This window comes from Bacillus sp. JCM 19034 (genome assembly GCF_001310635.1).
Classification (GTDB): Bacteria; Bacillota; Bacilli; order Bacillales; family Bacillaceae_D; genus Halalkalibacter.
In genome coordinates this window covers 31467-55004 of sequence record NZ_BAXR01000001.1, presented here as the reverse complement: position 1 = coordinate 55004, position 23538 = coordinate 31467, and the positions used below count along the sequence as shown (strand labels likewise).

General features: G+C 37.3%; 24 protein-coding genes, 4 tRNA genes, 1 other RNA gene and 5 pseudogenes. 6 read left to right on the top strand and 28 right to left on the bottom strand.

The genetic code is table 11. From position 1 onward, the window contains the following. Positions 1 to 43: 43 nt before the first annotated feature. The 11 genes from JCM19034_RS00305 to JCM19034_RS21425 all read right to left on the bottom strand — a co-directional run bounded on the left by JCM19034_RS00305 (position 44) and on the right by JCM19034_RS21425 (position 5613). Positions 44 to 1186 carry a rhomboid family intramembrane serine protease gene (locus JCM19034_RS00305; protein ID WP_062046372.1) on the bottom strand — a complete coding sequence of 381 codons (1143 nt, stop codon included), beginning with the start codon at positions 1184 to 1186 and terminating at the stop codon, positions 44 to 46. A 147-nt stretch (positions 1187 to 1333) separates the two neighbouring features. Next, on the bottom strand, positions 1334 to 1525 hold the full coding sequence (locus JCM19034_RS00300) for a hypothetical protein (RefSeq protein ID WP_062046370.1): 192 nt from the start codon (positions 1523 to 1525) through the stop codon (positions 1334 to 1336). Between the two features lie 65 nt (positions 1526 to 1590). Beyond that, positions 1591 to 1992 (bottom strand): hypothetical protein, encoded by a 402-nt coding sequence (locus tag JCM19034_RS24395; protein ID WP_370621758.1) that lies wholly within the window; start codon positions 1990 to 1992, stop codon positions 1591 to 1593. Between the two features lie 23 nt (positions 1993 to 2015). After that, positions 2016 to 2519, bottom strand: coding sequence for a ThiF family adenylyltransferase (locus tag JCM19034_RS24390; protein ID WP_370621757.1), 504 nt, complete (start codon positions 2517 to 2519; stop codon positions 2016 to 2018). A gap of 104 nt (positions 2520 to 2623) precedes the next feature. Then, on the bottom strand, positions 2624 to 3406 hold the full coding sequence (locus JCM19034_RS00290; RefSeq protein ID WP_231686744.1) for a DUF92 domain-containing protein: 783 nt from the start codon (positions 3404 to 3406) through the stop codon (positions 2624 to 2626). Then, complete coding sequence (locus JCM19034_RS23815; RefSeq protein ID WP_062046368.1) at positions 3407 to 3715, bottom strand: 5-formyltetrahydrofolate cyclo-ligase; 309 nt, start codon at positions 3713 to 3715, stop codon at positions 3407 to 3409. It lies immediately after the preceding gene. Then, positions 3697 to 3948, bottom strand: a complete 252-nt coding sequence (locus tag JCM19034_RS23810; RefSeq protein WP_156323829.1) for a 5-formyltetrahydrofolate cyclo-ligase — start codon at positions 3946 to 3948, stop codon at positions 3697 to 3699. Before JCM19034_RS23810 ends, JCM19034_RS23815 begins: the two co-directional genes overlap by 19 nt. Positions 3949 to 4040: 92 nt before the next feature. Beyond that, a complete protein-coding gene (gene rpmG / locus JCM19034_RS00275) occupies positions 4041 to 4190 on the bottom strand; it encodes a 50S ribosomal protein L33 (RefSeq protein WP_003323811.1) in 150 nt (49 codons plus the stop codon). 79 nt (positions 4191 to 4269) lie between these two features. Further along, on the bottom strand, positions 4270 to 4893 hold the full coding sequence (locus JCM19034_RS00270) for a hypothetical protein (protein WP_062046364.1): 624 nt from the start codon (positions 4891 to 4893) through the stop codon (positions 4270 to 4272). A 34-nt stretch (positions 4894 to 4927) separates the two neighbouring features. Next, positions 4928 to 5497, bottom strand: coding sequence for an NDP-sugar synthase (locus JCM19034_RS00265; RefSeq protein ID WP_062046362.1), 570 nt, complete (start codon positions 5495 to 5497; stop codon positions 4928 to 4930). After that, positions 5476 to 5613, bottom strand: a complete 138-nt coding sequence (locus JCM19034_RS21425; RefSeq protein WP_156323828.1) for a sugar phosphate nucleotidyltransferase — start codon at positions 5611 to 5613, stop codon at positions 5476 to 5478. Before JCM19034_RS21425 ends, JCM19034_RS00265 begins: the two co-directional genes overlap by 22 nt. Before the next feature lie 346 nt (positions 5614 to 5959). Between JCM19034_RS21425 and JCM19034_RS00260 the strand changes: the two genes are divergently transcribed. Then, positions 5960 to 6337, top strand: a complete 378-nt coding sequence (locus tag JCM19034_RS00260) for a hypothetical protein (protein ID WP_062046360.1) — start codon at positions 5960 to 5962, stop codon at positions 6335 to 6337. Beyond that, entirely contained in the window at positions 6337 to 6810 is a 474-nt protein-coding gene (locus JCM19034_RS00255; RefSeq protein ID WP_062046358.1) for an endolytic transglycosylase MltG, read from the top strand. Before JCM19034_RS00260 ends, JCM19034_RS00255 begins: the two co-directional genes overlap by 1 nt. 133 nt (positions 6811 to 6943) lie before the next feature. On the opposite strand, the gene JCM19034_RS23805 is transcribed toward JCM19034_RS00255, so the two are convergent. The 10 genes and pseudogenes from JCM19034_RS23805 to JCM19034_RS00210 all read right to left on the bottom strand — a co-directional run bounded on the left by JCM19034_RS23805 (position 6944) and on the right by JCM19034_RS00210 (position 13968). Further along, entirely contained in the window at positions 6944 to 7750 is an 807-nt protein-coding gene (locus JCM19034_RS23805; protein ID WP_269431653.1) for a penicillin-binding transpeptidase domain-containing protein, read from the bottom strand. A 38-nt stretch (positions 7751 to 7788) separates the two neighbouring features. Continuing rightward, positions 7789 to 9093: a penicillin-binding transpeptidase domain-containing protein gene (locus tag JCM19034_RS23800; protein ID WP_269431641.1), complete on the bottom strand. Its 1305-nt coding sequence runs from the start codon at positions 9091 to 9093 to the stop codon at positions 7789 to 7791. A gap of 61 nt (positions 9094 to 9154) precedes the next feature. Next, a non-coding RNA gene (ssrS, locus tag JCM19034_RS00245) (6S RNA) lies at positions 9155 to 9336 on the bottom strand. A gap of 60 nt (positions 9337 to 9396) precedes the next feature. Then, positions 9397 to 10685: pseudogene (locus JCM19034_RS00240) on the bottom strand (MFS transporter). A 280-nt stretch (positions 10686 to 10965) separates the two neighbouring features. Next, positions 10966 to 11574 (bottom strand): superoxide dismutase, encoded by a 609-nt coding sequence (locus tag JCM19034_RS00235; RefSeq protein WP_062046356.1) that lies wholly within the window; start codon positions 11572 to 11574, stop codon positions 10966 to 10968. A 252-nt stretch (positions 11575 to 11826) separates the two neighbouring features. Then, a tRNA-Ser gene (locus JCM19034_RS00230) sits at positions 11827 to 11919 on the bottom strand. A gap of 6 nt (positions 11920 to 11925) precedes the next feature. After that, positions 11926 to 12002: transfer RNA gene (locus tag JCM19034_RS00225), tRNA-Ile, on the bottom strand. A 13-nt stretch (positions 12003 to 12015) separates the two neighbouring features. After that, positions 12016 to 12092: transfer RNA gene (locus JCM19034_RS00220), tRNA-Met, on the bottom strand. A 6-nt stretch (positions 12093 to 12098) separates the two neighbouring features. Continuing rightward, positions 12099 to 12170, bottom strand: a tRNA-Asn gene (locus tag JCM19034_RS00215). A gap of 196 nt (positions 12171 to 12366) precedes the next feature. Then, positions 12367 to 13968, bottom strand: a complete 1602-nt coding sequence (locus tag JCM19034_RS00210) for a Na/Pi cotransporter family protein (RefSeq protein WP_370621796.1) — start codon at positions 13966 to 13968, stop codon at positions 12367 to 12369. Positions 13969 to 14270: 302 nt separating this feature from the next. On the opposite strand from JCM19034_RS00210, the gene JCM19034_RS00205 reads away from it, so the two are divergent. Further along, a complete protein-coding gene (locus JCM19034_RS00205; RefSeq protein WP_062046352.1) occupies positions 14271 to 15053 on the top strand; it encodes a DUF1189 domain-containing protein in 783 nt (260 codons plus the stop codon). Positions 15054 to 15192: 139 nt separating this feature from the next. On the opposite strand, the gene JCM19034_RS00200 is transcribed toward JCM19034_RS00205, so the two are convergent. The 3 genes from JCM19034_RS00200 to JCM19034_RS00190 form a co-directional block, all read right to left on the bottom strand. Next, a complete protein-coding gene (locus JCM19034_RS00200) occupies positions 15193 to 15834 on the bottom strand; it encodes an NfeD family protein (RefSeq protein ID WP_062046350.1) in 642 nt (213 codons plus the stop codon). 238 nt (positions 15835 to 16072) lie between these two features. Next, entirely contained in the window at positions 16073 to 16945 is an 873-nt protein-coding gene (locus JCM19034_RS00195) for a DUF1002 domain-containing protein (protein WP_062046348.1), read from the bottom strand. 222 nt (positions 16946 to 17167) lie between these two features. After that, positions 17168 to 18277, bottom strand: coding sequence for an MFS transporter (locus tag JCM19034_RS00190; RefSeq protein ID WP_062046346.1), 1110 nt, complete (start codon positions 18275 to 18277; stop codon positions 17168 to 17170). Positions 18278 to 18408: 131 nt separating this feature from the next. Here JCM19034_RS00190 and JCM19034_RS00185 point away from each other — a divergent pair, with 131 nt between their 5' ends. Next, positions 18409 to 18759, top strand: a complete 351-nt coding sequence (locus JCM19034_RS00185; RefSeq protein WP_062046345.1) for a hypothetical protein — start codon at positions 18409 to 18411, stop codon at positions 18757 to 18759. A gap of 127 nt (positions 18760 to 18886) precedes the next feature. Further along, a pseudogene (ispG, locus tag JCM19034_RS00180) lies at positions 18887 to 19992 on the top strand (flavodoxin-dependent (E)-4-hydroxy-3-methylbut-2-enyl-diphosphate synthase). A gap of 70 nt (positions 19993 to 20062) precedes the next feature. On the opposite strand, the gene JCM19034_RS00175 reads toward ispG, so the two are convergent. Further along, on the bottom strand, positions 20063 to 20548 hold the full coding sequence (locus JCM19034_RS00175) for a DUF4190 domain-containing protein (protein ID WP_062046344.1): 486 nt from the start codon (positions 20546 to 20548) through the stop codon (positions 20063 to 20065). 165 nt (positions 20549 to 20713) lie between these two features. Between JCM19034_RS00175 and JCM19034_RS00170 the strand changes: the two genes are divergently transcribed. Next, positions 20714 to 21271 (top strand): hypothetical protein, encoded by a 558-nt coding sequence (locus JCM19034_RS00170; protein ID WP_062046343.1) that lies wholly within the window; start codon positions 20714 to 20716, stop codon positions 21269 to 21271. Between the two features lie 143 nt (positions 21272 to 21414). Here JCM19034_RS00170 and JCM19034_RS00165 read toward each other — a convergent pair. From JCM19034_RS00165 to JCM19034_RS00155, 3 pseudogenes are all read right to left on the bottom strand, one after another. After that, a pseudogene (locus JCM19034_RS00165) lies at positions 21415 to 21829 on the bottom strand (Fur family transcriptional regulator). Positions 21830 to 21862: 33 nt separating this feature from the next. Next, positions 21863 to 22692, bottom strand: a pseudogene (locus tag JCM19034_RS00160) (metal ABC transporter permease). Beyond that, positions 22685 to 23538 (bottom strand): annotated as a pseudogene (locus JCM19034_RS00155) (metal ABC transporter permease). The pseudogenes JCM19034_RS00160 and JCM19034_RS00155 overlap by 8 nt, the downstream one beginning before the upstream one ends.

The following is a 23538-nucleotide window of genomic DNA, read 5'->3' as shown; positions in this document are numbered from 1 at the left end:
CCCAACGACGAGCTCTGTCGTGACATTGGTTAGCTTTTGTTCATTAAATAAACCAAATACGAATAAAGCAACAATGAGTATTGGAGTTACAAACGCATAAATAAGCTGACTTTTTCGATCGTTTTTGCGTTGGGAGTTGAACGATAGCAGCTGCTAAAAAACCGCCAACTAATCCACCAATATGTGCACCGTTATCAATAACGGGAACAACGAAGCCGAAAACAAGGTTAATAGCTAAAATAACGAGAACATTCATCCCCATAGTCCTGAAAAATAACGAGCGATGTACGTAACCGAAATAAAGCAGTGCACCAAAACAACCGAAAATGGCCCCTGATGCTCCAGCAGAAATACTGGCATTAAAAGCAAAACTTGCAATTGAACCAACTATGCCGGCAATGAAATAAATCCATGCAAACCGAGCCGTACCAAACATTCGTTCAACAGTCCCCCCTAAGAAGAGCAACGCCAACGAATTCATTAGTAAATGTATCAAGCCTATATGCAAAAACATCGCACTCAAAAAGCGCCACCATTCTCCATCAACGATGGCTGGATTATATTTTGCACCAAACTTGATTAAAGTCATAATATCTGTGCTACTTCCATACCACTCGATAACTCCAAACATAATAACAATAAACCCTAAAAGAATATACGTTACAAATGGTTTTCCATATTGAAATAACGCCTTTTCCTGTTCTGTTTGTGCCTTGAAAACTTGCTCAATGTTTTGCTTTATTAAATATGTATGAAGTTCAAGCTGCTCAACCTGATCAGTAAAATAAAGCTCATTTACACTAGATTTTTCAATCTCCTCTTTTGTTAAAATAACGGTGTACACTCGTGACTTTTTCTTTTGATTGGCTGCTATTGGCTTCTTAATTTCTTCCCAATCATCAACTGGTGGATACTGTGAGACATATATATTCTTCCCTTTAACCTCGCGATAATGAAGTCTTTGACGCAATTGTTCAAAAACAAGTGCTGCTTTTTCAACATCTCTCCTTAACTCCCCAGCCCAATCTAGTTCACGACGAACAAGCCTTATCATTTGCTTTGGATTCACTTGTTCATTTACAAGCCATACTTCCTGATCTTTTATGGATAGAACTTTCCATTTTTTCTTATGAACATAATCATGGACTAGTAGCCAAAATAAATACGTAAGTCTTATCGTATCCATATGTATCACCTCCTTCATGATACCGGATTTCTGTTATATTCTGCTATACGTTACTTGAAGTACAATTATACTAAACAAATGAAATAAATGCTTTTATTATGTAACAACGAAAAAAGCGGCAAACGCCGCTTTCTCCCTTTATCCAGCTTATGGTCGACTAAATTGTAATACTGAACCAACAATTTTATCACGTACAAAAGGTATTTGCATTGCAAAGCTAACTGCTAGCTTGCGTAATAAACGCTTGCTCAAAAAAAGGTTTATAACTCGGTAGCGAAATTTATACAGAAAATAAACAGTCATCAGTACAGAAATAAAAGAAATCATTCGTTGCAACATTAGAAGCCCTCCTTTTACTTTTAATGTGTAACGAAACATTTTTTTATCCCTTTCTCCTATTTACATTATCCTCCAATATATTGGCTAAATATGGACTTCGCTCTTGAAATATCTTCTGTTCCTTGTACGAGAACTCGACCATCAGGAAACAAAACGAGCCTTTCATTATTCGATAATTCGACCCTAACAAGAAAAGGAGTCTCCTTTACGTTAGCAACTTGTGATAAACGCTTAGACCAACTAGTTAAGTCTAACTTTTGACCGGTATGTATTTGTACCGTTTCTCGTCCACACAACGTCGTTATATGATCGTCTTCTTCTAGGAGGGCTGGGTATTCTTTATTCTGACAAGTTGGGCAATTTTCTTTGCTTTTTTCCAACTTCATATCAAATTGATGATTGCTCCAAATATCGAAGCTTTTTAATGTATTTCGTAATGCTCCTACAGCACCAACGAGGTATTTCAAAGTCTCGACAGCCTGGTATGATGCTACAATATCAACAACAGGCTAATGACACCGATCGTGTCACACGTTTGTCCATCATTTCCCCCTTGGCTAATAAAGCAACGTAAGCATGGTGTCTGATTAGGTACAAAAAGAGCAGACATTCCCCGTGAGCTAACGGCACCACCATAGGCAAACGGGACTCCCCGTTTAAAAGCCATATCATTCAATAAAAAACGAGTCTGAAAATTATCGGTTCCATCTAACACAACATCCACACCATCCATTAAAGCAGGGAGTGTTTCTTTTGTTACATCTGTTACGAACGCTTCAATTTTAATAGTAGAGTTTATAGCCTCTAATTTTTCCTTAGCAGCAATTGCTTTTGGTGTTGAATTTTTAACGTCTTCTTCATCAAACAACATCTGTCTTTGAAGATTACTTTTTTCAACATAATCACGGTCAGCGAGCCGAACTAAACCAACCCCTGCTCGAACGAGATGATTGGCTAATACCGTCCCAAGTGCACCAACTCCAACAATTAACACAGCACTCTTTGCTAATGTTTCTTGGCCTTCTCGTCCTATTGGTGCAAAAGCATTTGCCTTGAATAACGTTCATATTGATCTTGTTGCTTCATTTAATTAACCTCCTAAACGAACAGCCAGCCGAAAAGAAGTGCAATGATTGCACCACTCGCCGTACAGCTTACATTTACGATATCATTATTAAGCCATTTAAATCCTCTAATATGCTCAGTACGTTTTCCACAATGAATCCTTTTCTCTGTTTTCAACATACAACGCTTACACTCGTAAAGAACTTGCCCGTACGCTCCAATTACTGTATCAATTACATTCCCAAGAAAACCGGCAACACTTATAATGAAAAAAAATATAAACTGGTTTGATATTTCAACGAAACCTATCAAACTTGCTATAACAAAGCTTCCAGCTAATGCTGCACACGTTCCAAGTAAGGATATCGCACCAGAGGTTCCTTTATCTACTCGCTTAAACGTTGCAATGTGCAGAGGTTTCCTTTTGCTTAACGGACCTAATTCGGAAGCCCACGTATCGGCATTCGCTGCAGCTAAGCTAGCGATAAAAGCTACAATAAGTAGCGGGTTTTCAACGATTCCGTATAAAATCGCCATAACTGCTGCTACCCCGCCATTCGCAAAAACTTGCATCGCATCACGTTGGCTACCTTTTTCATTAATTTCTTCTTTTTTAAGATGGTGATTAAAAGAACTTAAGAAGCTTGAACTAAAAAAGAACAGCCCTAACGTGAGCAGTCCTATCCAACCTAGTCCCCAAGTAATCGAAATGCCAACAAACATAGCCGCAAATGTCCCAAACAACGTTAATTTTTTTGAGTACCATGCAAAACTGGCAATTAAAAAGACACCAACGTAGGGCAATGCGATAAGCAATTAGATCCACCCACTTTCAGTCAAAATCTTTTGCACAGGTAAGTCATGTCCTTCATGTGGTAAAGTGGGGACCATTTGCTCATTAGTAGCTAGAGCAATCGTTTGACCATCATAAGCAGATAAATAGCGATCATAGAAGCCTCCCCCATAACCGATGCGAAAGCGATTATAATCAAATACGACGCCTGGGACAATCATTAAATCAATTTCATTACTAAAATAAGGTTTTGTCTTTTCCTTAATAGGTTCATATAAACCGTGATTAGACAGTTCTACTTCGTTCCAGTCTTTTATCTGATAAAAGTCCATTTTTTAGTTCGAAAATCAGTACGAGGGATAACAATAACTTTTTGCTCTTTCCATGCCTGTTCAATGATAGAGGCTGTATGTATTTCCCGTTTTGTCGATACCGTTATCGCTATGACATTAGGTTCTTTCCATTGAGCGGATTGCAACAGCTGTGAGATAATCAAATTGCACTTTTCTTCAAAGGCTTGATCAGACATTTGTTCAAGCTTCTTTAACGTTGCTTTCCGTAACAACTTCTTCTCCTCCACGACATGTCTCCCCCTTTACCATGTTTACACTTCCTTACTTTATATAAGAAAAAAGAAGCAGTGGAAAATCCAGCTGCTTACTTTGTTTCGCGGTGAAGCGTATGACGCTTTAATCTTGGGCTATATTTTTTAAGTTCAATACGCTCAGGATTCGTACGTTTATTTTTAGTCGTAATATAATTGCGATCTCCTGTCTCTGTGCAAGCAAGAGTAACTTGTACACGCATGTGCTATCCCTCCAAACTGTGCTTAGTTCATACTTGACTATAATAGCAAAACTTTCACCAACGTTCAAGTATATTTATTCTAGGATAGCCGTTGCTCAGGATTTTTTTGATGTTTCAACCATTTATTCATGTGTTCATCATACAAATCTTCCTCACATTGCCCTTCTATAAACCAAATACGCCCTGCTCGTTCAGCGTAGCCGTCTAAGCTTAACGAAATGGTAGCCATACGAATATGCTCTCCTCGCCAAATCGGTGATAAATTGAGCGTCCCAAGATGCTCATTCCAAATTATTTCTTCCTCGCCAACAGCTAACTGATAATGTTCATCTTGGAAAAATGAAGTTGATAACAACGTAACCCGATTTTGCTCGTATGTGACTATTGATTGCTTAAATGACGAAACCATTGATACAGTCGTACTCTTTGAATTGAGCTCATCCTTTTTAATGATAAGACGAACGTGCTTCGTATTCTTTGTTCCATTTTTTATAATTAGCGTTAATTCCGAGTTTTCATTTACCTCAGCTAAGTCTTTTACGATAGTGACTTGCAAATGCCAAATTTTATGATAAGCATTTAATATTGCTGTTCCACTACCTCGCTGAAACGAAACATTCCATTCTTTAGCTTTCAACCATGAAACATGTCCATTCATCCAAATTCCAATTGAACGAACGATGTCAAACCATTCGATGTTCATCTTAGCACCTCCGAAATTCTACTTGCATATTGCATTAGCTAACTTGGTCGGACTGATGACCATACATGATATCTTCCTGAACTTGTTGATAATCATCCATTTGATTGATTGGCTGCCAATAACCATCTACATAGCACCCGAGAATAGGTGTGTCGTCTACTATATGGCCTCTTTTAACGAACGTACGTAATAACTCCACAGCTATCGGTTCCATGATATACATATCGGTATGTATGGAAGGACGTCCAATTAATTCTTTCTTTTTGTCAAAAGGACGCACATAGCCACTTTCATCAACGATAATGGAATGTGCCCTCGAACGAAGTGAGTCCTTTGTTAAAATGGTACATTGACTTTTTCTACTAATATGCAGCTGATTAGCTTTTTTTAAATCAACATCCGTTACAGAAACGCCATTAACAAAAAGAAATGTCTCATCTAGGAGTGGCTTTAGCTGTTCAATAAATTGCTCTAAGTCTGGACGAAGTTGGATATAAGTAATCTTGCAATCGAACCTTTCTCCATTTCCATAATGTTCTTTTATATAAGATAAACGCTCATAACCGCTAACGATAACCTCTTTTATGCCTTGTTTTTTAACCAATCTAACTTATATTCAATGATTGGCTTTTGCATTAATGGCAGCATTGCTTTTGGAACAAAACTCGTTAATGGATGTAACTCATTTATGCGACCATCTGTCATGATGAGTGCCTTCATTCAAACCCTCCTTTACCGAAACTACTATTCCATAACCTAGCTTCATCATACCTATCTTCAAAGCAAGGAACAAGAAGTGGAATATGTCTCATTTTGTCACAGGGTTACTATTACAATCATAACTTTAGAAAAAAATATTTTTCGCCAACATTCGTCTGACGTCTCTTGTCATAAAATCTAGTCGGAACTAGACGAAATGACGAACAGCATGTATTTTTACGGCAATATCGACTTTTCACGTAACCGTTTATCCATACCTAATTGTTTAAAAATAGGGTTTCTCGTGATGATCGATAGCTGTATAATAAATAGAAGCATTACTAGAAAGAGAGGACAGCGAAAATTTATGATAGATTTAATCATCATTGTTTTATTGAGCAGCTCATTTCTTCTTTTTATTCTATCTTATTTTAAAAAAGACCGGGTGAGTGAATTAGAACAGCAATTAGAAGACCTGTCAATTCGTCATATGCAGGAGATGTATCAGCTTAAGAAGCAACTTAAAAAACTAGAGGGCGAAGTACGATTAAAGGAACAACAATCAGCCTTTGTGCAACAAGCAAAATCAAGCTCACAGCAGCAGCTTTTACGTGAAGTGATTAGCTTATATTCTCAGAATTGGGATTTTGAGAGTATCGCTGAACACACAGGTTTAACCGTTATTGAAGTTGAACGTTTATTACGTCCATATATTAACGATCAAGGGAAAAAGGGGGAGTTATAATGCCATCTAGTGGATTACAACAATTTGCTGGTGGATTGTTTCTTGCAACAGCCCTTATTGGCGGTGCACTCTACTTTACAAATGAACAAGAGGATACAAGCGAAGGAAGCGGCGAGACAAAGAAACCTATGATGGCAACTGTTGATTTGATTGAACGGTTAGAAAACGAAAACTATGTCGTGTTAGATGCTGAGGAATTCGCTAGTTTGCAAACGCAGTTAGAAGAGGCTGGCGAAAATAATACAGATGAAGATGAGTTAAACGAAGCAACATATGTGATGATTTTACAAATATCAGCAGGTATGACAAGTAATGATGTGGCCAAACATTTGGAATTAGGCCAGATCATTGAAAACGAGCAAGATTTTCTATCGTATGTTGCAACAAATCAACTATCTCACCGATTGAAAACGGGCCAATATGAAGTAACTAGTGAAATGAGCATCGAAGAAATTGTCGAGTTGATAACATAGCAAATTGAGGGTCGTTCCCTTAAAATTACTGTGTAGTATTCCACGAAAATCTCTTCTAACATGAACGAAGCCCCATTCAATCAACAAGAAACAAGCAAATTACCAACTAGGAAATTTGCTTGTTTCTTTACTATTATTGAATGATCGTATCCTCTCCATCAACAACCTCAGGAAGAGGCTCATCAGGTTTAATAGGACCATGACGCATGGCATTCTCACGTTCAAAATACCAATCTAATACTTCTTCGGCAATACTTTGTGCCATACGATTTCGACCACCGCGATTAGTCAATTTCACGTCTGGAACAATAATCGCAAAAGCAATTTCAGGATCATCAAACGGGGCATAACCAACAAACGTTTGATTGTTCCCTTCGACAATGCGTCTGTTCCCTGGTTCACCAACGGCAATCCGAACTTGAGCAGTTCCGGTTTTAGCAGCTAAATTATATGATTTATTGCGAAAGATATTATTTGCAGTTCCATCTCTATTTGTCACAACATCACGAAAACCATTCTGTACTTGAGTAATCTCTTGATCCGTATTATTAATCCGGTTCAACACTTTCGGTTCAAATTGTTGAACAATGGCCCCAAGTTCATTTCGATCAGTTACCGGCTCACGAATTTCACTGACAAGCCGCGGCTGCATTCGATAGCCATCATTAGCGATCGTTGAGACATATTGTGCTAATTGAAGAGTTGTATAGTTATCATACTGTCCAATCATAAGATCGGCTAAACTACCAGGATTTACGCCCTCACCATGAAAACCGCTTGATGCAGAAGGTAAATCAATACCCGTTTCTGCCCCTAGCCCGAATTGGCTAAATGAATACCGTGCCCGGTCAAAAGCATCTTGCGTAGCCGCAATAGGGAACGAACAGCTTGAAGTGTTGGCATTATAACAGCCAGCCATTCGAAGTCCGATCTCAAACATATACACGTTTGAAGACACTTCCAAGGCCTTGCGATCAGTTACCCATCCGTAAGTTGCGCGGTTATTCGAGCTTTTTCAATGTAGCCGCCTCGACCATCATTTAATCGAATCACTCGATCGTTCAACTGAGTTCCAGGTGAAATGATACCTTCTTGATATCCCGTTAATACACTAGCACCCTTCACAGAAGAACCCATCTCAAACAATTTATTAACCGTCCCAATATGGTCAGCATAGGTCGTGGGCTCGCGATCGTGTGGATCGAAATAGCCAGCCATTGCAAGAATATCACCTGTTTTCGGATCCATAAATACAGCATATGCTGAGCGATCTAAAATAAATGGCGATCCTTGCGTGACTTCTTTCTCAATTGCCTTCTCGAGAACTTGCTGTAGCTCCATATCTAATGTTAAAACGAGGTCATTTCCTCTTTTTCCGATACGTTCTTCTACTTCACGTTCAACCATCTGTCCGCCAGATTGGGTCATGACACTTTCAACGACAGCCTTCTGTCCACGTAATACATCCTCATATTGTTCTTCTAGAAAGCTTGTTCCGACAATATCAGAGCGTTCGTAGCCACGGGCTAAATAGCCATCGAGCTTCTCTCTTGGAATTTGTCTTGTTGTGCCGAATAGACCATAGAACGACTCCCCATATATATAGGACCTACGAGAATCTCTTAATATATCAACACCGTCAAGTAGATATAGATGTTCACTAATGCGATGTGCTTCCTCTTCTGTAATATCGCGCTTAATACGTTGCGGCGTATTAGCGTAGCCACGTACCATCTCTCTAAAAATAGCGATAATTTTCTTTTCATGTTCGGAAACAGATTCAACCATTTCATCTGTGATCGCTTCAATTTCCAGCAAATATTGCTCTGAATTTTCGAGACCATCACGTTCTTCCTTTGTTACTAACTCCATTCTCTCTTCATTGCTCATATTAATTAATAAGTAATCACGTATGTCACGATCAGTTACTCGATCAATGTCTTTTTCGTTCAGATCAAGCAATTTAGCTAATTCCTTTGCTACATCTAACATTTCTTCATGACTTGTACGATGAGATGGATTCGTATACGTAACCGTTAGCTCTAACTCATTATCAACGACAACATGCCCGTAACGATCAAACATAATGCCTCTAGGAGCATCAATTCGAGCAGTGGCATTACTCGTTCGCTGTAATTCTTGTACATACTCCTCACCTTGGACAATTTGCACCATTCCTAATCGTAAAATGAGTGCGGCAAACAAGGCGAATACAACAAAAAAGAGTACATTCAAACGAACAGGAACATGATGTTTCTTCTTTCCCTTTTTCGTTCTCCCCACATCCAGTTCCTCCTTACATAACAGAATAGACACCTAAATAAGGTGTCTATTCGATTAAAAGTGTAAACCCGCGTATGCCGTTGCTTCATTTGTTTCATGAACCTACAGTAAGTAGGTGGGTGTTCGCAAAATTTCTTCCAATGTCCAATACACGTTGGCTTACTGTCCAAAATTTAATATAAAACTCCCTTTTTTAATTCAAGGTTCGAAACAAGGTGAAGCTGACTAACACGGCAGGCAGTCGTATAGTATTTGACTTTATTATACCATTAGTTTTAGCTTTGTCAAATGAACGGAACGCCTCTAAACAGTTGTACTACCTGAATCTCCCTCACCTTTATCTTGCCTTGCAAACGCATAACTCTCCCCTCCGTTGTTAGGTTTAAAATCAATTTTTCTAACAAAGAAGTAAATTAAGGCGTGACCCGCACCTAAGATTAGTAGCAGGGTTGGTATCCCTTTCTCTTCAGAAAAGAAGGTAACTGTCGCAATAAATGTTAATACCGAGACAATTCTCCCTGTATTTAAAAACAACTCTCTTACAACAATATATTCTACCCGCATTTCAGCTGCCTTCCACCCTTTACCAATAACATCATACGTTAAGGAAACATATGGAACTAACAATAGCGGATACGCCATAGAAATAATAACACCATACGTAATTAATTTAGCAAACGTCAACTCTCCTATGACAATAATGAAAATGGCTAAATAAAGAATGGTCCCTCCGATGAAAATAAATCGTTTCCTCCGAGTTGATTTCACAACCCTTGTCACCACATAATAAGCGATAAATTGTACTCCTGATGCCACAAGGCCATATGTACCGATTGCAAGCTCACTTCCTGTGGCAATATACACCCAAACGACGATCACAAACATAAACGTACCTTCACGGAGCCCTTGAAAGAAGTGGGCATGTAGTACATGTCGCCAATTCGCATTTTTTTTGCGTTCTGCTAGAATTTGTCTAAAATAAAAACGACCTTCTGCTGAACGTCTTTGAATCATAAAGCTCATTAATACAGCAATGACAAACAAAATTAATGAAACCGTGAAAATGACCGTATAACCTGTAAACTTATCCATTCTTGTAATGATGATCCCTGACATAATCGGACCTATCATTCCTGCAAATGATGTTAATAGTCCTAAAAAGCCATTGAAAAAATCTCGCGTTTCAGGCTCTGTAATTTCAAAAGTTAATACATTAAAGGCAAGCCAATAAAAGCCAAAACCAAGACCAATCATTAAGCCTAAAACAATTAGAAACGAATTTGCACGGTCACCTAGCATTAAAACAGTTGTAAAAAATATCGCGAGTGCAATTACACCTGTCCTAAGTACGATCACGCGATCAACTCTTTTTGCGATTTTACCAGCTGTAATAAATGCAATCGGCTGCATCATAACAGAAGCCAAATTATAAAGGCTAAATCAATAAATTCACCGGATTGTTTCCATAAATATACATTAACAAATGTATTTGATAATGCAACACTTAATGAGTAAAGACCACCAATAGTCAGTAACAAAATTAAATCTCTAGTTATTTCTATATCACCAATGACCTTCTTAATGACCGATATCCTCACCTAACTCCACCACCCTCACAGTTAGTGTGTCACCTTCAAATGACGTTATACACACAACTGTTTGAGCTTTTATCATTTATCACGATCATGCTATGAGCTCTAACAATACGTACACACTAATCTGAACATGGGTGTAGTGGACGGTTGAATCTTTCTGATAGTGAGCTTCATAAGAAGGTTGAGTATCTAGCCGGAACAAATCTAACCCCAATCAGCTATTATTAATTAAAAAGAGCACAAGCCTTTTAGCTTGTGCTCCAATAAATTGCTGACATTATTTTGCTTCGTTAAAGCGCTTTGCAACCTCATCCCAATTTACCACATTCCAGAATGCATTTATGTAGTCAGGACGACGGTTTTGATAATTTAAGTAATAAGCATGCTCCCATACATCAAGGCCGAGGATAGGTGTTTTACCTTCCATTAAAGGTGTATCTTGATTAGGTGTGCTAGTAATAGCAAGCTTTCCGCCATCAACGATTAGCCAAGCCCACCCTGAACCAAAACGTGTAGCACCGGCATTTGCAAATTCTTCTTTAAATTTATCAAAGCTACCAAAAGCTTCATCAATTGCAGAAGCTAATTCGCCAGATGGAGCTCCGCCGCCGTTCGGGCTTAAAAGCTGCCAGAATAACGTATGGTTTGCATGTCCACCACCGTTGTTGCGAACTGCAGTACGGATATTCTCAGGAACTGCATCAAGATTAGAAACAAGTTCTTCTACACTCTTACTAGCAAGCTCATCATGTCCTTTTAGGGCATCATTTAACTTTGTTACATACGTGTTATGATGCTTACCATGGTGGATATTCATTGTCGCTTCATCAATGTGTGGTTCTAACGCATTTGCTGCGTAAGGTAACTGTGGTAATTCGTAAGCCATTTTAAATCTCCTCCTACAAATGATTTTCATTTTTTCGAAAGACTTATGAAACAAAAACGTTTAAAAAGTCTTTCCAACACTTACATTACCAAAATTTAAATATCGTTGCAACTAATAATGCTTTTGAATTTAAATAAGCCATGGATACTAATAGTACTACTACCCCAACACTTCCAGCTTGACATAAGAATATATATTATTTCGTACAAATAAAAAAACACCTTTCAAGGTGTTTGACCAATACTAATTATATGGCGGAGGAAGAGGGATTCGAACCCCCGCGCGGTTTAACCCGCCTGTCGGTTTTCAAGACCGATCCCTTCAGCCAGACTTGGGTATTCCTCCATTAAATGGTGGACCCTGTAGGACTCGAACCTACGACCGATCGGTTATGAGCCGACTGCTCTGACCAACTGAGCTAAGGGTCCAAATCTTATGTATTGGTAGCGGCGGAGGGGATCGAACCCCCGACCTCACGGGTATGAACCGTACGCTCTAGCCAGCTGAGCTACACCGCCAAATTGGTCCACAGGTAGGATTCGAACCTACGACCGATCGGTTAACAGCCGATAGCTCTACCACTGAGCTACTGTGGATCATTTTCGGAAAGACAAGAATTATAATAACATGAGTATTTAATAGAGTCAACATATTTTTTAAACTTATTTCGCTTGCTTTCATAAATTAACACAATTTTTTTATTATGACAAGCACTTATTTAGAAAAGATATGAAAAATTTCACACGAGTCATAGCTGCATTTATCCATGACTCGTGCCTGTAGCATAAACGACTAATCGTCTTCAGCTATAACAGCCTCTGCAATGTTAACGGAATGATCCCCAATCCGTTCCAGGTTACTGACAATATCGACAAAAATAATTCCCGCTGAGCCAGAACATTGCCCTTCATTCACACGTTGGATATGCTTCTTCCTTAGCTTTCTCTCCATTTTATCGATCTGCTCTTCTTTTTCAACAACAGAATTAGCCATATCTAGGTCAAGATGCTCTAACGATTGAATCGCTTCTTGTAATGTTGACAAAGTTAAATCGCACATTTCTTGGAGGTCTGCGATTGCATTCTCCGTTAGTTGTACTTTATTTGTTTTTTGATAATCCTTTAATTCAACAATATTCTCAATATGATCACCAATTCGCTCAATATCGCGTACCGTATCCATCAGAACTGAATGTAGCTTTGAATCCTGTTCGGATAGCGAACGAGAAGATATTTGAATTAAGTAATCAGTTATTTTTCGGTCAAGATTATTAATCGCATCTTCAAATTGAACCGCCAATTCAGCATGTCTTTTTTGTCCATTTACTAAATAATGGCTCACTTCAGCTAAGCCTTTTTCTGAAAACTCCGCCATACGTAATACTTCCTGCTTTGCTTGTCCTAATGCAATTGCTGGGGAGCTCCCAATAAAGCGTGGATCAAGATGCTTTGCCTTGTATTCAATATTAATTTCTTCCCCAGGTATCAGTTTTGTCACGATGATTGCTAAAATTGCGACAAAAGGAAGCTGTATAAGCATATTGGAAACATTAAAAATTCCATGAGCAAAAGCAATTTGCATTCTTTCTGATAATCCTAGTTCAACCGATAAAAATGATACTAAATTGTAAAAAGGAATAAATAATAATAATACGATAACTGTACCAATTAAATTAAAAATAACATGTGTTAAAGCTGCACGTTTGGCTGAGATCGATGCCCCAATTGACGCAAGCACCGCAGTAATCGTTGTACCTATGTTATCACCAAATAACACGGGTAAGGCAGCTTGTAACGTCATTGCTCCTTGTTCATATAATTGTTGCAATAAACCAATTGATGCACTCGAGCTTTGAACAGCAACTGTAAAAATTGTTCCAATTAATACACCTAAAAGCCGCATTTCACTCATGCTTACCGTCAAATCAGTAAACATTTGTAAATCACGCAATGGACGCATACCGTCACCCATTAATTCGAGCCCATAAAACAATGCACCAAAACCAAAGATAACTTGTCCAAAATTGTTTACTTTTTTATTCTTTATAAAGAAAATAAGCGCCGCACCTACGGCGATAATTGGCAGTGCATAAGCTGATATTTTAATTCCAATAATAAACGCCGTTACAGTTGTCCCAACATTCGCTCCCATAATTACGCCAATTGCTTGCTTTAAGGTCATAAAACCTGCATTAACAAGCCCGATTGTCAAAACGGTCGTCCCTGTGCTCGTCTGTAACAAGACAGTCACAAATATCCCTGCAAAAACCCCCATAACAGGATTTGTTGTAAATTTGTCAAGTAAGTCACGTAGTCTCTCCCCAGCTACCTTCTGTAAACCATCCCCCATAAACTTAATACCGAATAAGAAAATTCCTAGACCACCGAAAAACATGAACAAGAGCGTCTGTAAATCCAAAATCCTCATCCCTTCATTTGAAAGTCATGTCGCTTATTTTTCTCTTTATATTCGACAAAGCTCAACATAGACACCTAGTCTATTATTAAGTATTTTATAACGCTTTGTAAACACAAAATTCATAATTCATCAAAATTCCTTATATTTTTTACCTGACATTCATAAAATGAGCGACGCTTCTTCCTTTTTAAATCACTTTTAATTAATTTAAATGACGAATGAAACTATTTTTGATAGGATATATAGTATTGCCACATCGAAAGGGGCGTATCCTTTGTATGAGTTTTATGAGTTGGTTTTATAAAAGCTTCTATCAATTCAAGGTGATTGCTTATAGTCGATTTCGACCAATTACAAACACTCTTGGTCATATTTTGTTTCTCGTCTTTGTAGCAAGCTTACCTTATTTAATTATCATGAATGTTACGATTTACAATACCGTTCACCAATTGAAAGAGACGATCCATATCGGTCTTCCTACTTTTTCAATTGAAAATGGTCAGTTAACACTAGAAAATGACGAAACCTACATAGAATTGTATAATGACCAACTTGGATCGCTTATTCTTGATCCACATGAACAATTGACAGAACACGATTATCATGGTGAACATGTAATTATCTTTTCGCAGCACACAATTGAAATGTATAGTGCTAATGAATCATATTCCCTATCCTATTCTTTATTAGGATTAAATAATGTAACAAACAGCGATGTTATTGAACGGGTTGATCAACTTTCTAACTTTTTGCCATTATTGCTTACTATCGTTACCATACTTTTATACGTTATATTAGCTGGAACAGCTTACCTCGGTGTTACAATAATAGCTCTATTCGCTTTATTATTACGACAAAATCGTAAACTTGAGTATCGACATATGTGGAGTGTAAGTGCACATGCCATGACTTTACCGACAGTAGCGTTCTTTTGGATAGATGCTTTATTGCTTGACCTGCACTATATATGGTTTCTCCTTTTTAGTATAACGATGATTATATTTAGTATTCGCACTATTCCCTTACCGCGTTCAAAAGAGTCGATTAACCAAAATCAATAACAAACGACTATCATCGTTTTTTTTGAACAAACAATTAGGAAGGGAAAAGATGCTAGGACTTAAAGTATTTTAACCAAAGAAAAATCCGAACTTAAAACAGTTCGGATTTCCCTCTATCGACTTTTTGAACATGAAAATGTTATTCTGTTTTTTCTTCCAAAGGTTTTACAACAATTCGTGTTCCATCAACAGACGTTACTTCAATTGCAGTATTAACCTCTAACCAAAGTCCACCACTTGTTGCACTATACTGGCGACCGTCGATCTCAATTGAACCAGTTGGGCGAAATGGACTAATGGTACGACCTTTTTTACCGACTAACACCTTATATTCATCACTAATTGAATTATACCCTAAATCACTCGTTAAACGATCCTTTAATGTCATTTTTGCCCACAGTTCTCTTGATGGGAAAACTTTTAAAAATAACAAAGAACTAAATCCTCCTAAAATAAACGCCATTGAGACAAACACACCGTATAAAAAGGTTGGAGATGGAATCGACAATCCAACAATCATCAATATAACACCAATTAACGCTATCGTACCATCTGTGATGACTTTACCATCAATAATAATTAGTAATAGGCCTATAATATATAAAATGACAACCCATAAACCAGCATCTGCTGAAACATGATAGGAAAAAAATGTTGCCATAATAGCAATTCCGAGAATAGCAAAGATCCCTTTCGCTTTAACAAATAATTCACCGATCAAAAATAAAGTCCCTAAAAAAACAAATATAAAACCAATTGTCTCCGAATCTAACCATTGCATGGTAATCGACCTCCTTTTCTCAATCCATTAATTATATACGATTTATTATCTGGAAGGTTTCAATACCGTCTAAAATAGTTTAGCCGTGAATCATTCATAAGATTGATTTACGAACCACTAGTTGTATGTCCCCTAAATTTCTGGTCTCATTTCCCGTAAAAAAGCGAGTTATTTCATTTATTTAGATAAATAGTAAGGTGCTTCTAAATAGAAGCACCTTACTACCCTAAGTCTATGGCTAATTAAACCAACCTTTTATCGCGTCAATTACCCGATTTACAAAATCGAGGAAGCTGCGAATAAAGCTTTGAGTATCTTCACGGTTTAAATAGTCTCCAAGGTTATCACGAACCTTTGTGATTTGATTTTGAACCCGATCCCAGTCGATATTTAAATCTTTCATTCGCATAAATAACGATACTAGTCCATTCAACTCTTCATCCGTTAATGTGATACCCATTTCATTAGCGATTCGTTGAATCAAAGCACGTAGATCCTCTTCCGATTCAATTGGGTCATCACCAATTTCTTCTTTAATTCGATTCATTAGTTCAGTCGCATTTTCAGGACCAATAGTAAGACTTAATTCACCTGTTTTGACCATTTCTTCATTAGCAACTTGTTTTTGTTCTTCAGGGATTTCAATTTCCATCGCCGCTTCATACGCCTTTAAAAGCCCTGTTAAAGCTGCCGTTCCTGATACTTCAAACGGTGCTGTCACATAAATATCAGCGTCCTCTACACCTGCTGTAATGAGTGCGTTCATATACATTTCATCTGAAATCCAATCAATTCGGTTCGTCTCTACAGACAGCCCTGAACCACTTTCCGTTAATGTAATTTTTGATGAGGATAAGGCGTTTGAACCAATTCTGCTTGCAGCAATATAGTTACCTAAATATTGATGCTCCTCTTCGTTTGTCACATAAACGATCAGATTATCCTCTGTAACACCCATTTCATTCATTAACTGCTGCCTTTGAGATTCACTTAAATCTTCTCCTAGTGTAACGATCACATCTCCTGGCATTGCGTCCGCCATAGCTACTGATGGCAGTAAAAGAACCGTTATTAAAAAACACAAAAAACCTCTTGTTAATATTTGCTTCATTTGAATTCATCGACTCCTTCATCATTCAAACTACAATCCCTGCTTTAAAGAAACACCTTTTCAGAAGATAAAGAAAGGGACTTTTTGCTTATTTTTTATTATATCTGTGTTAAATGCTCATCAGAACATTGGTGAATGAATGGAAAACATGACCAACTTAACGCCATAAATAAGGCTAGTACACTTATAAAAAAGAAAGATGAAAATACTAATTGTTGTGAGTCATTCATCCAAACGCCGAATATGATTGGTCCAAATGCCACACCTAAAAAGCGAATCATTGAGTAAAACGAAAAAGATCGTACCTCTCATTTGATCTGTAACAACAACTGAAAGTGCCGCATTTGCAGCTGGGAGAAAACAACCAAGACCTGCAGAGAATATAAACATCGCTATCACAGTTAGTAAAAATGAGTGTTGTAAAAATAAACTAAGGGTACCAGTAATCATGACGAACACGCTCACAATCATCATGATTTTATAAGAATCTGTATTATTTTTTAACCGCTGACCAATCATGTAGGAACAAACAACTAAAGCGATTAGTGGTAATGCAACAATTACTCCATTCCATTCATTTGGAAAAGGAGAATGCTGTTCAGCAAGATACGATAAATAAAACAAATAGCCAAATAATAAAAACATCCCGACTCCACCACCATATATAATCGGTAGTAGCCACCGCCAATTAGTTTTTCCAATTCTTAATATCTCAACGACGGTATGTTTTAACGAGACACGCTTTTTTATTTTTGTATCTTTATTTACAGCTATATAAATCCCCGCTAATGCTACCATTGCAACAAATAAATAAATGACAAAACTGATATTCCATGAAACGTATAAAATAAGACCACCAATAACAGGACTAACTAATTTTCCAACACCGTTAAATACTTCAATACCTCCTATAGCTTTCATCCGTTTTTGTCCTTCAAATAAATCAGCTACAAAAGCTAGTGCAAGTGGCGAAACAACCCCTGCTCCAATTCCTTGTAGAACTCTACCCAAAATCAACCAATACCATACATGATTAACATTAAATAATGAAACAGCTGATATAGCACAGCCTATAATAATTAGAACTAACCCTACAATCGCTATCGTTTTTCGTCCAAATCGATCAGAAATGATCCCACCTACAAGGACAAACAAAGCTGCTGGAATAGAGAAGCTCGTTAATACCCATCCGCTTTCTACAGTTGTTAACTGAAATGTTGCTTGAATATGAGGAATTAACGGAATAAATAACGAATTACCCATCACCATAATAAAAGGCAATAAGCAAATAAAAAAGATTGTTATGTTAACGTTTATCCTATTCTTCAACAAGCTATTCACCACCCTCACAATTCATACGTTAAAAATTTTTCCAATTTAAGCATAATTCTTATACATGATTCATATACTTTTTTAAGGAAAAAGCTAGATATTCATACATTCATTCTAGGAGGACAAGCATTATGAAAAGACTACTTGCTTTTAGTGCGTTATTCATTTTTTTGTACAGCACTTATTATGATCTAACTATAGGCACTTTACCCAACGGACTTTCAACGCTTTCCTCTGAGGAAGTGTTAGAGCATGATGGTGATCTAGAAGAAGATCCAGAAGTTAGTGTCATTACACAAGAGCCTTATGAACGAATCCGAGTACAACCAGGGCAAACGGTTCTTTCTGTTGTCGAACATTTACATACAGGTCCGATCCCCGCAACAATTCAAGAAATTATTTATGATTTTAAAGAATTGAATGGGATAGAACCTGAAGAAATGCAAATTGGACAGGAATACTTATTTCCACTTTACCATTAAAATCTTTTTCAGTTCCGAAGAGTTTAATCCTTGCCAAATGAAACAAGTCATTGATAAAATGAATGAGACTGTCTAAGGAATTTGTGAAGGTTGCCTTATACCTTCAAAATAAAGGAGCGATAGGTCAATGACCGAAATAGTTCATCGTACAAAAACTCGTCCAGTTAAGGTCGGAAATTTGACGATTGGTGGAAATAACGAAGTTGTAATTCAAAGTATGACAACGACCAAAACACATGATGTAGAAGCTACAGTTGCAGAAATAAATCGTCTAGAGGAAGCTGGTTGCCAAATCGTACGTGTGGCATGTCCTGATATGCGTGCAGCTGAAGCAATTGCTGACATTAAAGCTAGAATTAATATTCCGCTTGTTGTAGATATTCATTTTGATTACAAACTCGCCTTAAAAGCAATAGAAGGTGGAGCAGATAAAATTCGGATAAACCTGGTAATATTGGAAGACGTCATAAAGTTGAAGCAGTTGTGAAAGCGGCAAAAGAAAAAGGGATCCCCATTCGAATTGGTGTTAATGCTGGTTCATTAGAAAAGCGAATTTTAGATAAGTATGGTTATCCAACTGCAGATGGTATGGTGGAAAGTGCACTCCATCATATAAAAATTTTAGAAGATCTTGATTTCTATGACATCATTGTCTCAATGAAAGCGTCTGATGTTAATTTAGCTATTGAAGCATATGAAAAAGCTGCAAAAGCGTTTGATTATCCTCTTCATCTAGGAATTACCGAATCGGGTACTCTTTTTGCCGGAACAGTAAAAAGTGCTGCTGGACTTGGTGCGATCCTAAATTTAGGGATTGGTAATACGGTTCGCATTTCATTAAGTGCAGATCCTGTTGAAGAAGTTAAAGTTGCTCGGGAATTATTAAAATCATTTGGGCTAGCAGCAAATGCAGCAACCTTAATTTCATGCCCTACATGTGGAAGAATTGAAATCGACTTAATTAGTATTGCAAACGAAGTAGAGGAATACATTTCGACAATTAAGGCTCCAATAAAAGTTGCCGTTCTAGGCTGTGCCGTAAACGGACCTGGTGAAGCGCGTGAAGCTGATATTGGGATTGCGGGTGCTCGTGGTGAAGGGTTGCTTTTCCGTAAAGGTGAGATTGTCAGAAAAGTACCTGAAGAAACTATGGTCGAAGAATTGAAAAAAGAAATTGATATCATAGCTGAAGAATACTTCAAAAAACAGCGCGAGGAAGAAGCAACTGTTTAAATTTATAACCATATAGTACGCCGACCACCCTCGACAATGATGGTGGTCGGCGTTTTTACTTGTACTCTTATCAGAAAAATGGGGAGAAAAAGACAGTCATAATAATGGAAACTGCTCCAATCCCAATAGCCCAATTTCCTAATGCATTTGCACCAACTCTACGCGAAATAAACCCAACGACAATTCCAGCTGCACCGAGTAAGATCGGTAGGAAAAACAAAGACAAGATGGAAAGCACAATCGCAAATGTACCTACACCGCGACCAGCAGTCATATCATCAGGGTTAGCTCGTGCTGTTTCAAACTGCTCAGTCTGATTAGCACCCACCCCATATTCCATCGCTGTTTCTTCCTCAAAATCTTGCTCATACGTATTTTCAGCTGCATACTCTTCGTTATAGCTAGTTTCTGAACGAAAATCGTTTTCTGGATTTGAGCTTAATCCTGAACCATTATCGCTACCTTCAACATGATTATTGACTAACGTTAAAGAACGATCATTATCATCGACTAAACGAACAGGTTCATTTTGATTCGGTCCTTTTGGATCTGCCATTTGTCAGTCCCTCCTCTTTGATCTATGTTCGGGGAACAGTCTTAGTATGACTCTGCAGTAATCAAATTATCATTGTTAAACATTGCAAATTAATTACTAGACCTTTTTTATAATTTCGTGTATGGTGAAAAGTGTTGAGGTGAAGATCATGATAAAAAAAGAAGAATGGGCTTTGATATTGATGGGACAATTACGGACCCCAATACGTTTATCCCCTATTTAAACAAACATTTCAAAAAGAAATTAACATTGGATGATATCGTTGAATATGATTTAACATCCGTTTTAGGAATTACTGAGGAACAGTTTTGGGAATGGATGGGTCAATTTGAAGGAACGATTTATTCAGAAGCACCAATAGCTATTGACGCCGAAAGAATTTTACATGAATGGAATCAACACCATGATCTAATTTATATTACGGCACGACGTAAACACTTATCTAACATTACCCATAACTGGTTTGAAGAAAAAGCTCTCCCTTTTGACTATATTGAATTAGTTGGAAAACACGATAAATTAGAAGCCATAAAAAAACATCAAATTGAGATCTTTTTTGAAGATAAGCACGATAACGCAGTGGCGATAGCCGAAGAATTTAACATCCCAGTAATCTTAATGGATACTCCTTATAATCGACTACCAGCACCGGAGTTAGTTATCCGTGCAACTAATTGGCTAGAAGCTAAATCTTGGGTAGACCAGTGGATATTAAATAGTTAAAACGCGGTTCATCATTCTTTTCAGTTGAAAATGAGGCATACTTAAATACATTGAGCCTAATAAAAAGAAAAATCCGAGCTATTTTTTACAATAGTTCGGTTTTTTACATTGGGCTTAATGGTATGTCCTATATTCACGGAAACTTACGATTGACACTCTTCGCACTTTCCATATATTTCAAATTTATGCCCAGTTACTTCAAAATCAGGAAAGGAATCGGATATTGAATCCATCGGGCAGTTTTCTAAATGCTTGGTTTTTCCACATTCTAAACAAATTAAATGGTGATGGTGAGAATCTGTCGAGCATGTAAATCGAAACCGTTTCTCGCCTTCCAATTCCGTAGTTTCTAAAATGCCTAATTCCGAAAACAAATGCTAAATTACGGTAAATTGTATCAAAGCTCATCCCCGGGTAATCAGGCTGTAGAAATTCCAACACATCTTTCGCTGATAGATATCTTTTTTCCTTAGCAAAAAGATGGAGCATGTCTTCACGTTTTCCGGTATGCTTGTACCCTTTTTCTTTTAAACATTCCATTGCATCGGTTACATTCATTCATTGTCACTCCTAACAACGCACTTTATATCACTATTTCAATATTAATTGTTTCACGTTCTTATATACTAACACCAAAATTAGATTAAACAAAGCAACAATTACAATCATCCCACCTGTAGCAATCATCCATTGATAAGAAAGATACAAACCAAGCAAAACCGCGAGTTGGGCAAAGATAATCCCAAATAAAATTAACTGTTTAAAGCTTTTAGCTACTTGAATGCTCGCAGCAACTGGAATGACAATTAATGCTCCGATTAACATGATTCCAACAACTTTAATTGACATTGAAATCATAAATGCGGTTAATATAGCAAAAATAAGATTAACAGCTCGTACAGGAATACCTGATGTTTTTGCAAATTCCTGATCAAATGAAACCGAAATAAACTCCTTATATAAAAAGGCTACTACTAAAAAAATGATGCCCGCTGCCGCAATAATAAAGTAAATATCCCCCATCGTTACACTTACAATGCTTCCAAACAAATAAGAATACCATTCTTGATAACCTGTTCTAGCTAAACTAATAAAAATGGCACTAAGCCAATGCCAGTTGATAAAATAATTGGAATCGCAAGCTCTTGAAAATCTTTATATATTGTTCGTAGCCTTTCTGTAAGTAACGCACCTATAATCGCGAACAGCAAGCCGAACAAAATCGGACTTATATTAGTAAACCAATGGCTTAACGTCCCTAACAAAACTCCTGCACTAATCCCTGTTAACGTAATATGAGAGATTGATTCTGAAATAACCGACACGCGACGAACTAATAAAAAGGAACCAATAATTGGAGCTATTAAGCCTATTATCACCCCGGCTACGATCCCTCTTTCGATAAACGATAATTCAATCATAGAGGTCGACCTTCTTTCTTATAATGGTCCTTCTCGAAATTAAGGCAACCAGCAAAATGCATACAGAAATCATGACAATCATGCCACCTGGTACTACATCTAAATAAAATGAAAAAATTAGTCCAAGAATGACAGAGATTTCACCAAAGATAATCGAATAAATAAATAACTGTTTAAATCCCTTTGCAAATCGCATAGCCGCTGCAACTGGTAATGTCATTAACGCCGAAACGAGTAAGATCCCGACTATTCTCATTGAGGCGACGATCACAAAGGCAACCATCACGATAAATATAAAATGGACGAGTTGACGATTTATGCCTGCAACGATTGCTTGCTCCTCATCAAACGATAAAAAGAATAACTCTTTAAAAAAAATAATAATGACAAAAAATACCGTAACTGAAATTAGAGCTATCGTCCAAACATCTTGTCACTAACGGTCATAACACTACCAAATAAATATTGAAATAAATCATTATTAAAACCATTTGCTAAAGATAAAAAGACAACACTTAATGCGATTCCCCCAGATAAAATAATCGGAATAGCGATTTCTTTGTAATACGTATAAGCTGTTCTTAGCCTTTCAATTAGAAGGGAACCAGCAACTGAAAATAGCATCCCCATCGTATAAGGACCTAAGATCGATATTGTTGGAACAGCTTTTGATACGTATAAACTTGCTGCGATACCGGCTAATGCAATATGCGATAGTGCATCAGCGATAAGAGATAATCGTCTAACAACAAGAAATACACCTAATAATGGAGCGATAAAACCGATCATTAAGCCCGTATATAAAGCATTTTGTAAAAATTCATATCGTAAAAACAACTCTATCAT

What these genes read in the sequence shown, in the direction of transcription:
- JCM19034_RS00270 (WP_062046364.1), bottom strand. Translation starts at nt 4,893, where the DNA reads ATGAACATCGAATGGTTTGACATCGTTCGTTCAATTGGAATTTGGATG.
- JCM19034_RS00305 (WP_062046372.1), bottom strand. Translation starts at nt 1,186, where the DNA reads ATGGATACGATAAGACTTACGTATTTATTTTGGCTACTAGTCCATGAT.
- JCM19034_RS00300 (WP_062046370.1), bottom strand. Translation starts at nt 1,525, where the DNA reads ATGTTGCAACGAATGATTTCTTTTATTTCTGTACTGATGACTGTTTAT.
- JCM19034_RS00195 (WP_062046348.1), bottom strand. Translation starts at nt 16,945, where the DNA reads ATGAAGCAAATATTAACAAGAGGTTTTTTGTGTTTTTTAATAACGGTT.
- JCM19034_RS00205 (WP_062046352.1), top strand. Translation starts at nt 14,271, where the DNA reads ATGAGTTTTATGAGTTGGTTTTATAAAAGCTTCTATCAATTCAAGGTG.
- JCM19034_RS23815 (WP_062046368.1), bottom strand. Translation starts at nt 3,715, where the DNA reads ATGGACTTTTATCAGATAAAAGACTGGAACGAAGTAGAACTGTCTAAT.
- rpmG (WP_003323811.1), bottom strand. Translation starts at nt 4,190, where the DNA reads ATGCGTGTACAAGTTACTCTTGCTTGCACAGAGACAGGAGATCGCAAT.
- JCM19034_RS23805 (WP_269431653.1), bottom strand. Translation starts at nt 7,750, where the DNA reads ATGTTTGAGATCGGACTTCGAATGGCTGGCTGTTATAATGCCAACACT.
- JCM19034_RS00255 (WP_062046358.1), top strand. Translation starts at nt 6,337, where the DNA reads ATGCCATCTAGTGGATTACAACAATTTGCTGGTGGATTGTTTCTTGCA.
- JCM19034_RS00185 (WP_062046345.1), top strand. Translation starts at nt 18,409, where the DNA reads ATGAAAAGACTACTTGCTTTTAGTGCGTTATTCATTTTTTTGTACAGC.
- JCM19034_RS21425 (WP_156323828.1), bottom strand. Translation starts at nt 5,613, where the DNA reads ATGAAGGCACTCATCATGACAGATGGTCGCATAAATGAGTTACATCCA.
- JCM19034_RS00170 (WP_062046343.1), top strand. Translation starts at nt 20,714, where the DNA reads ATGGGCTTTGATATTGATGGGACAATTACGGACCCCAATACGTTTATC.
- JCM19034_RS00210 (WP_370621796.1), bottom strand. Translation starts at nt 13,968, where the DNA reads ATGTTTTTCGGTGGTCTAGGAATTTTCTTATTCGGTATTAAGTTTATG.
- JCM19034_RS00260 (WP_062046360.1), top strand. Translation starts at nt 5,960, where the DNA reads ATGATAGATTTAATCATCATTGTTTTATTGAGCAGCTCATTTCTTCTT.
- JCM19034_RS00200 (WP_062046350.1), bottom strand. Translation starts at nt 15,834, where the DNA reads ATGCAATGGTTAGATTCGGAGACAATTGGTTTTATATTTGTTTTTTTA.
- JCM19034_RS00175 (WP_062046344.1), bottom strand. Translation starts at nt 20,548, where the DNA reads ATGGCAGATCCAAAAGGACCGAATCAAAATGAACCTGTTCGTTTAGTC.
- JCM19034_RS00235 (WP_062046356.1), bottom strand. Translation starts at nt 11,574, where the DNA reads ATGGCTTACGAATTACCACAGTTACCTTACGCAGCAAATGCGTTAGAA.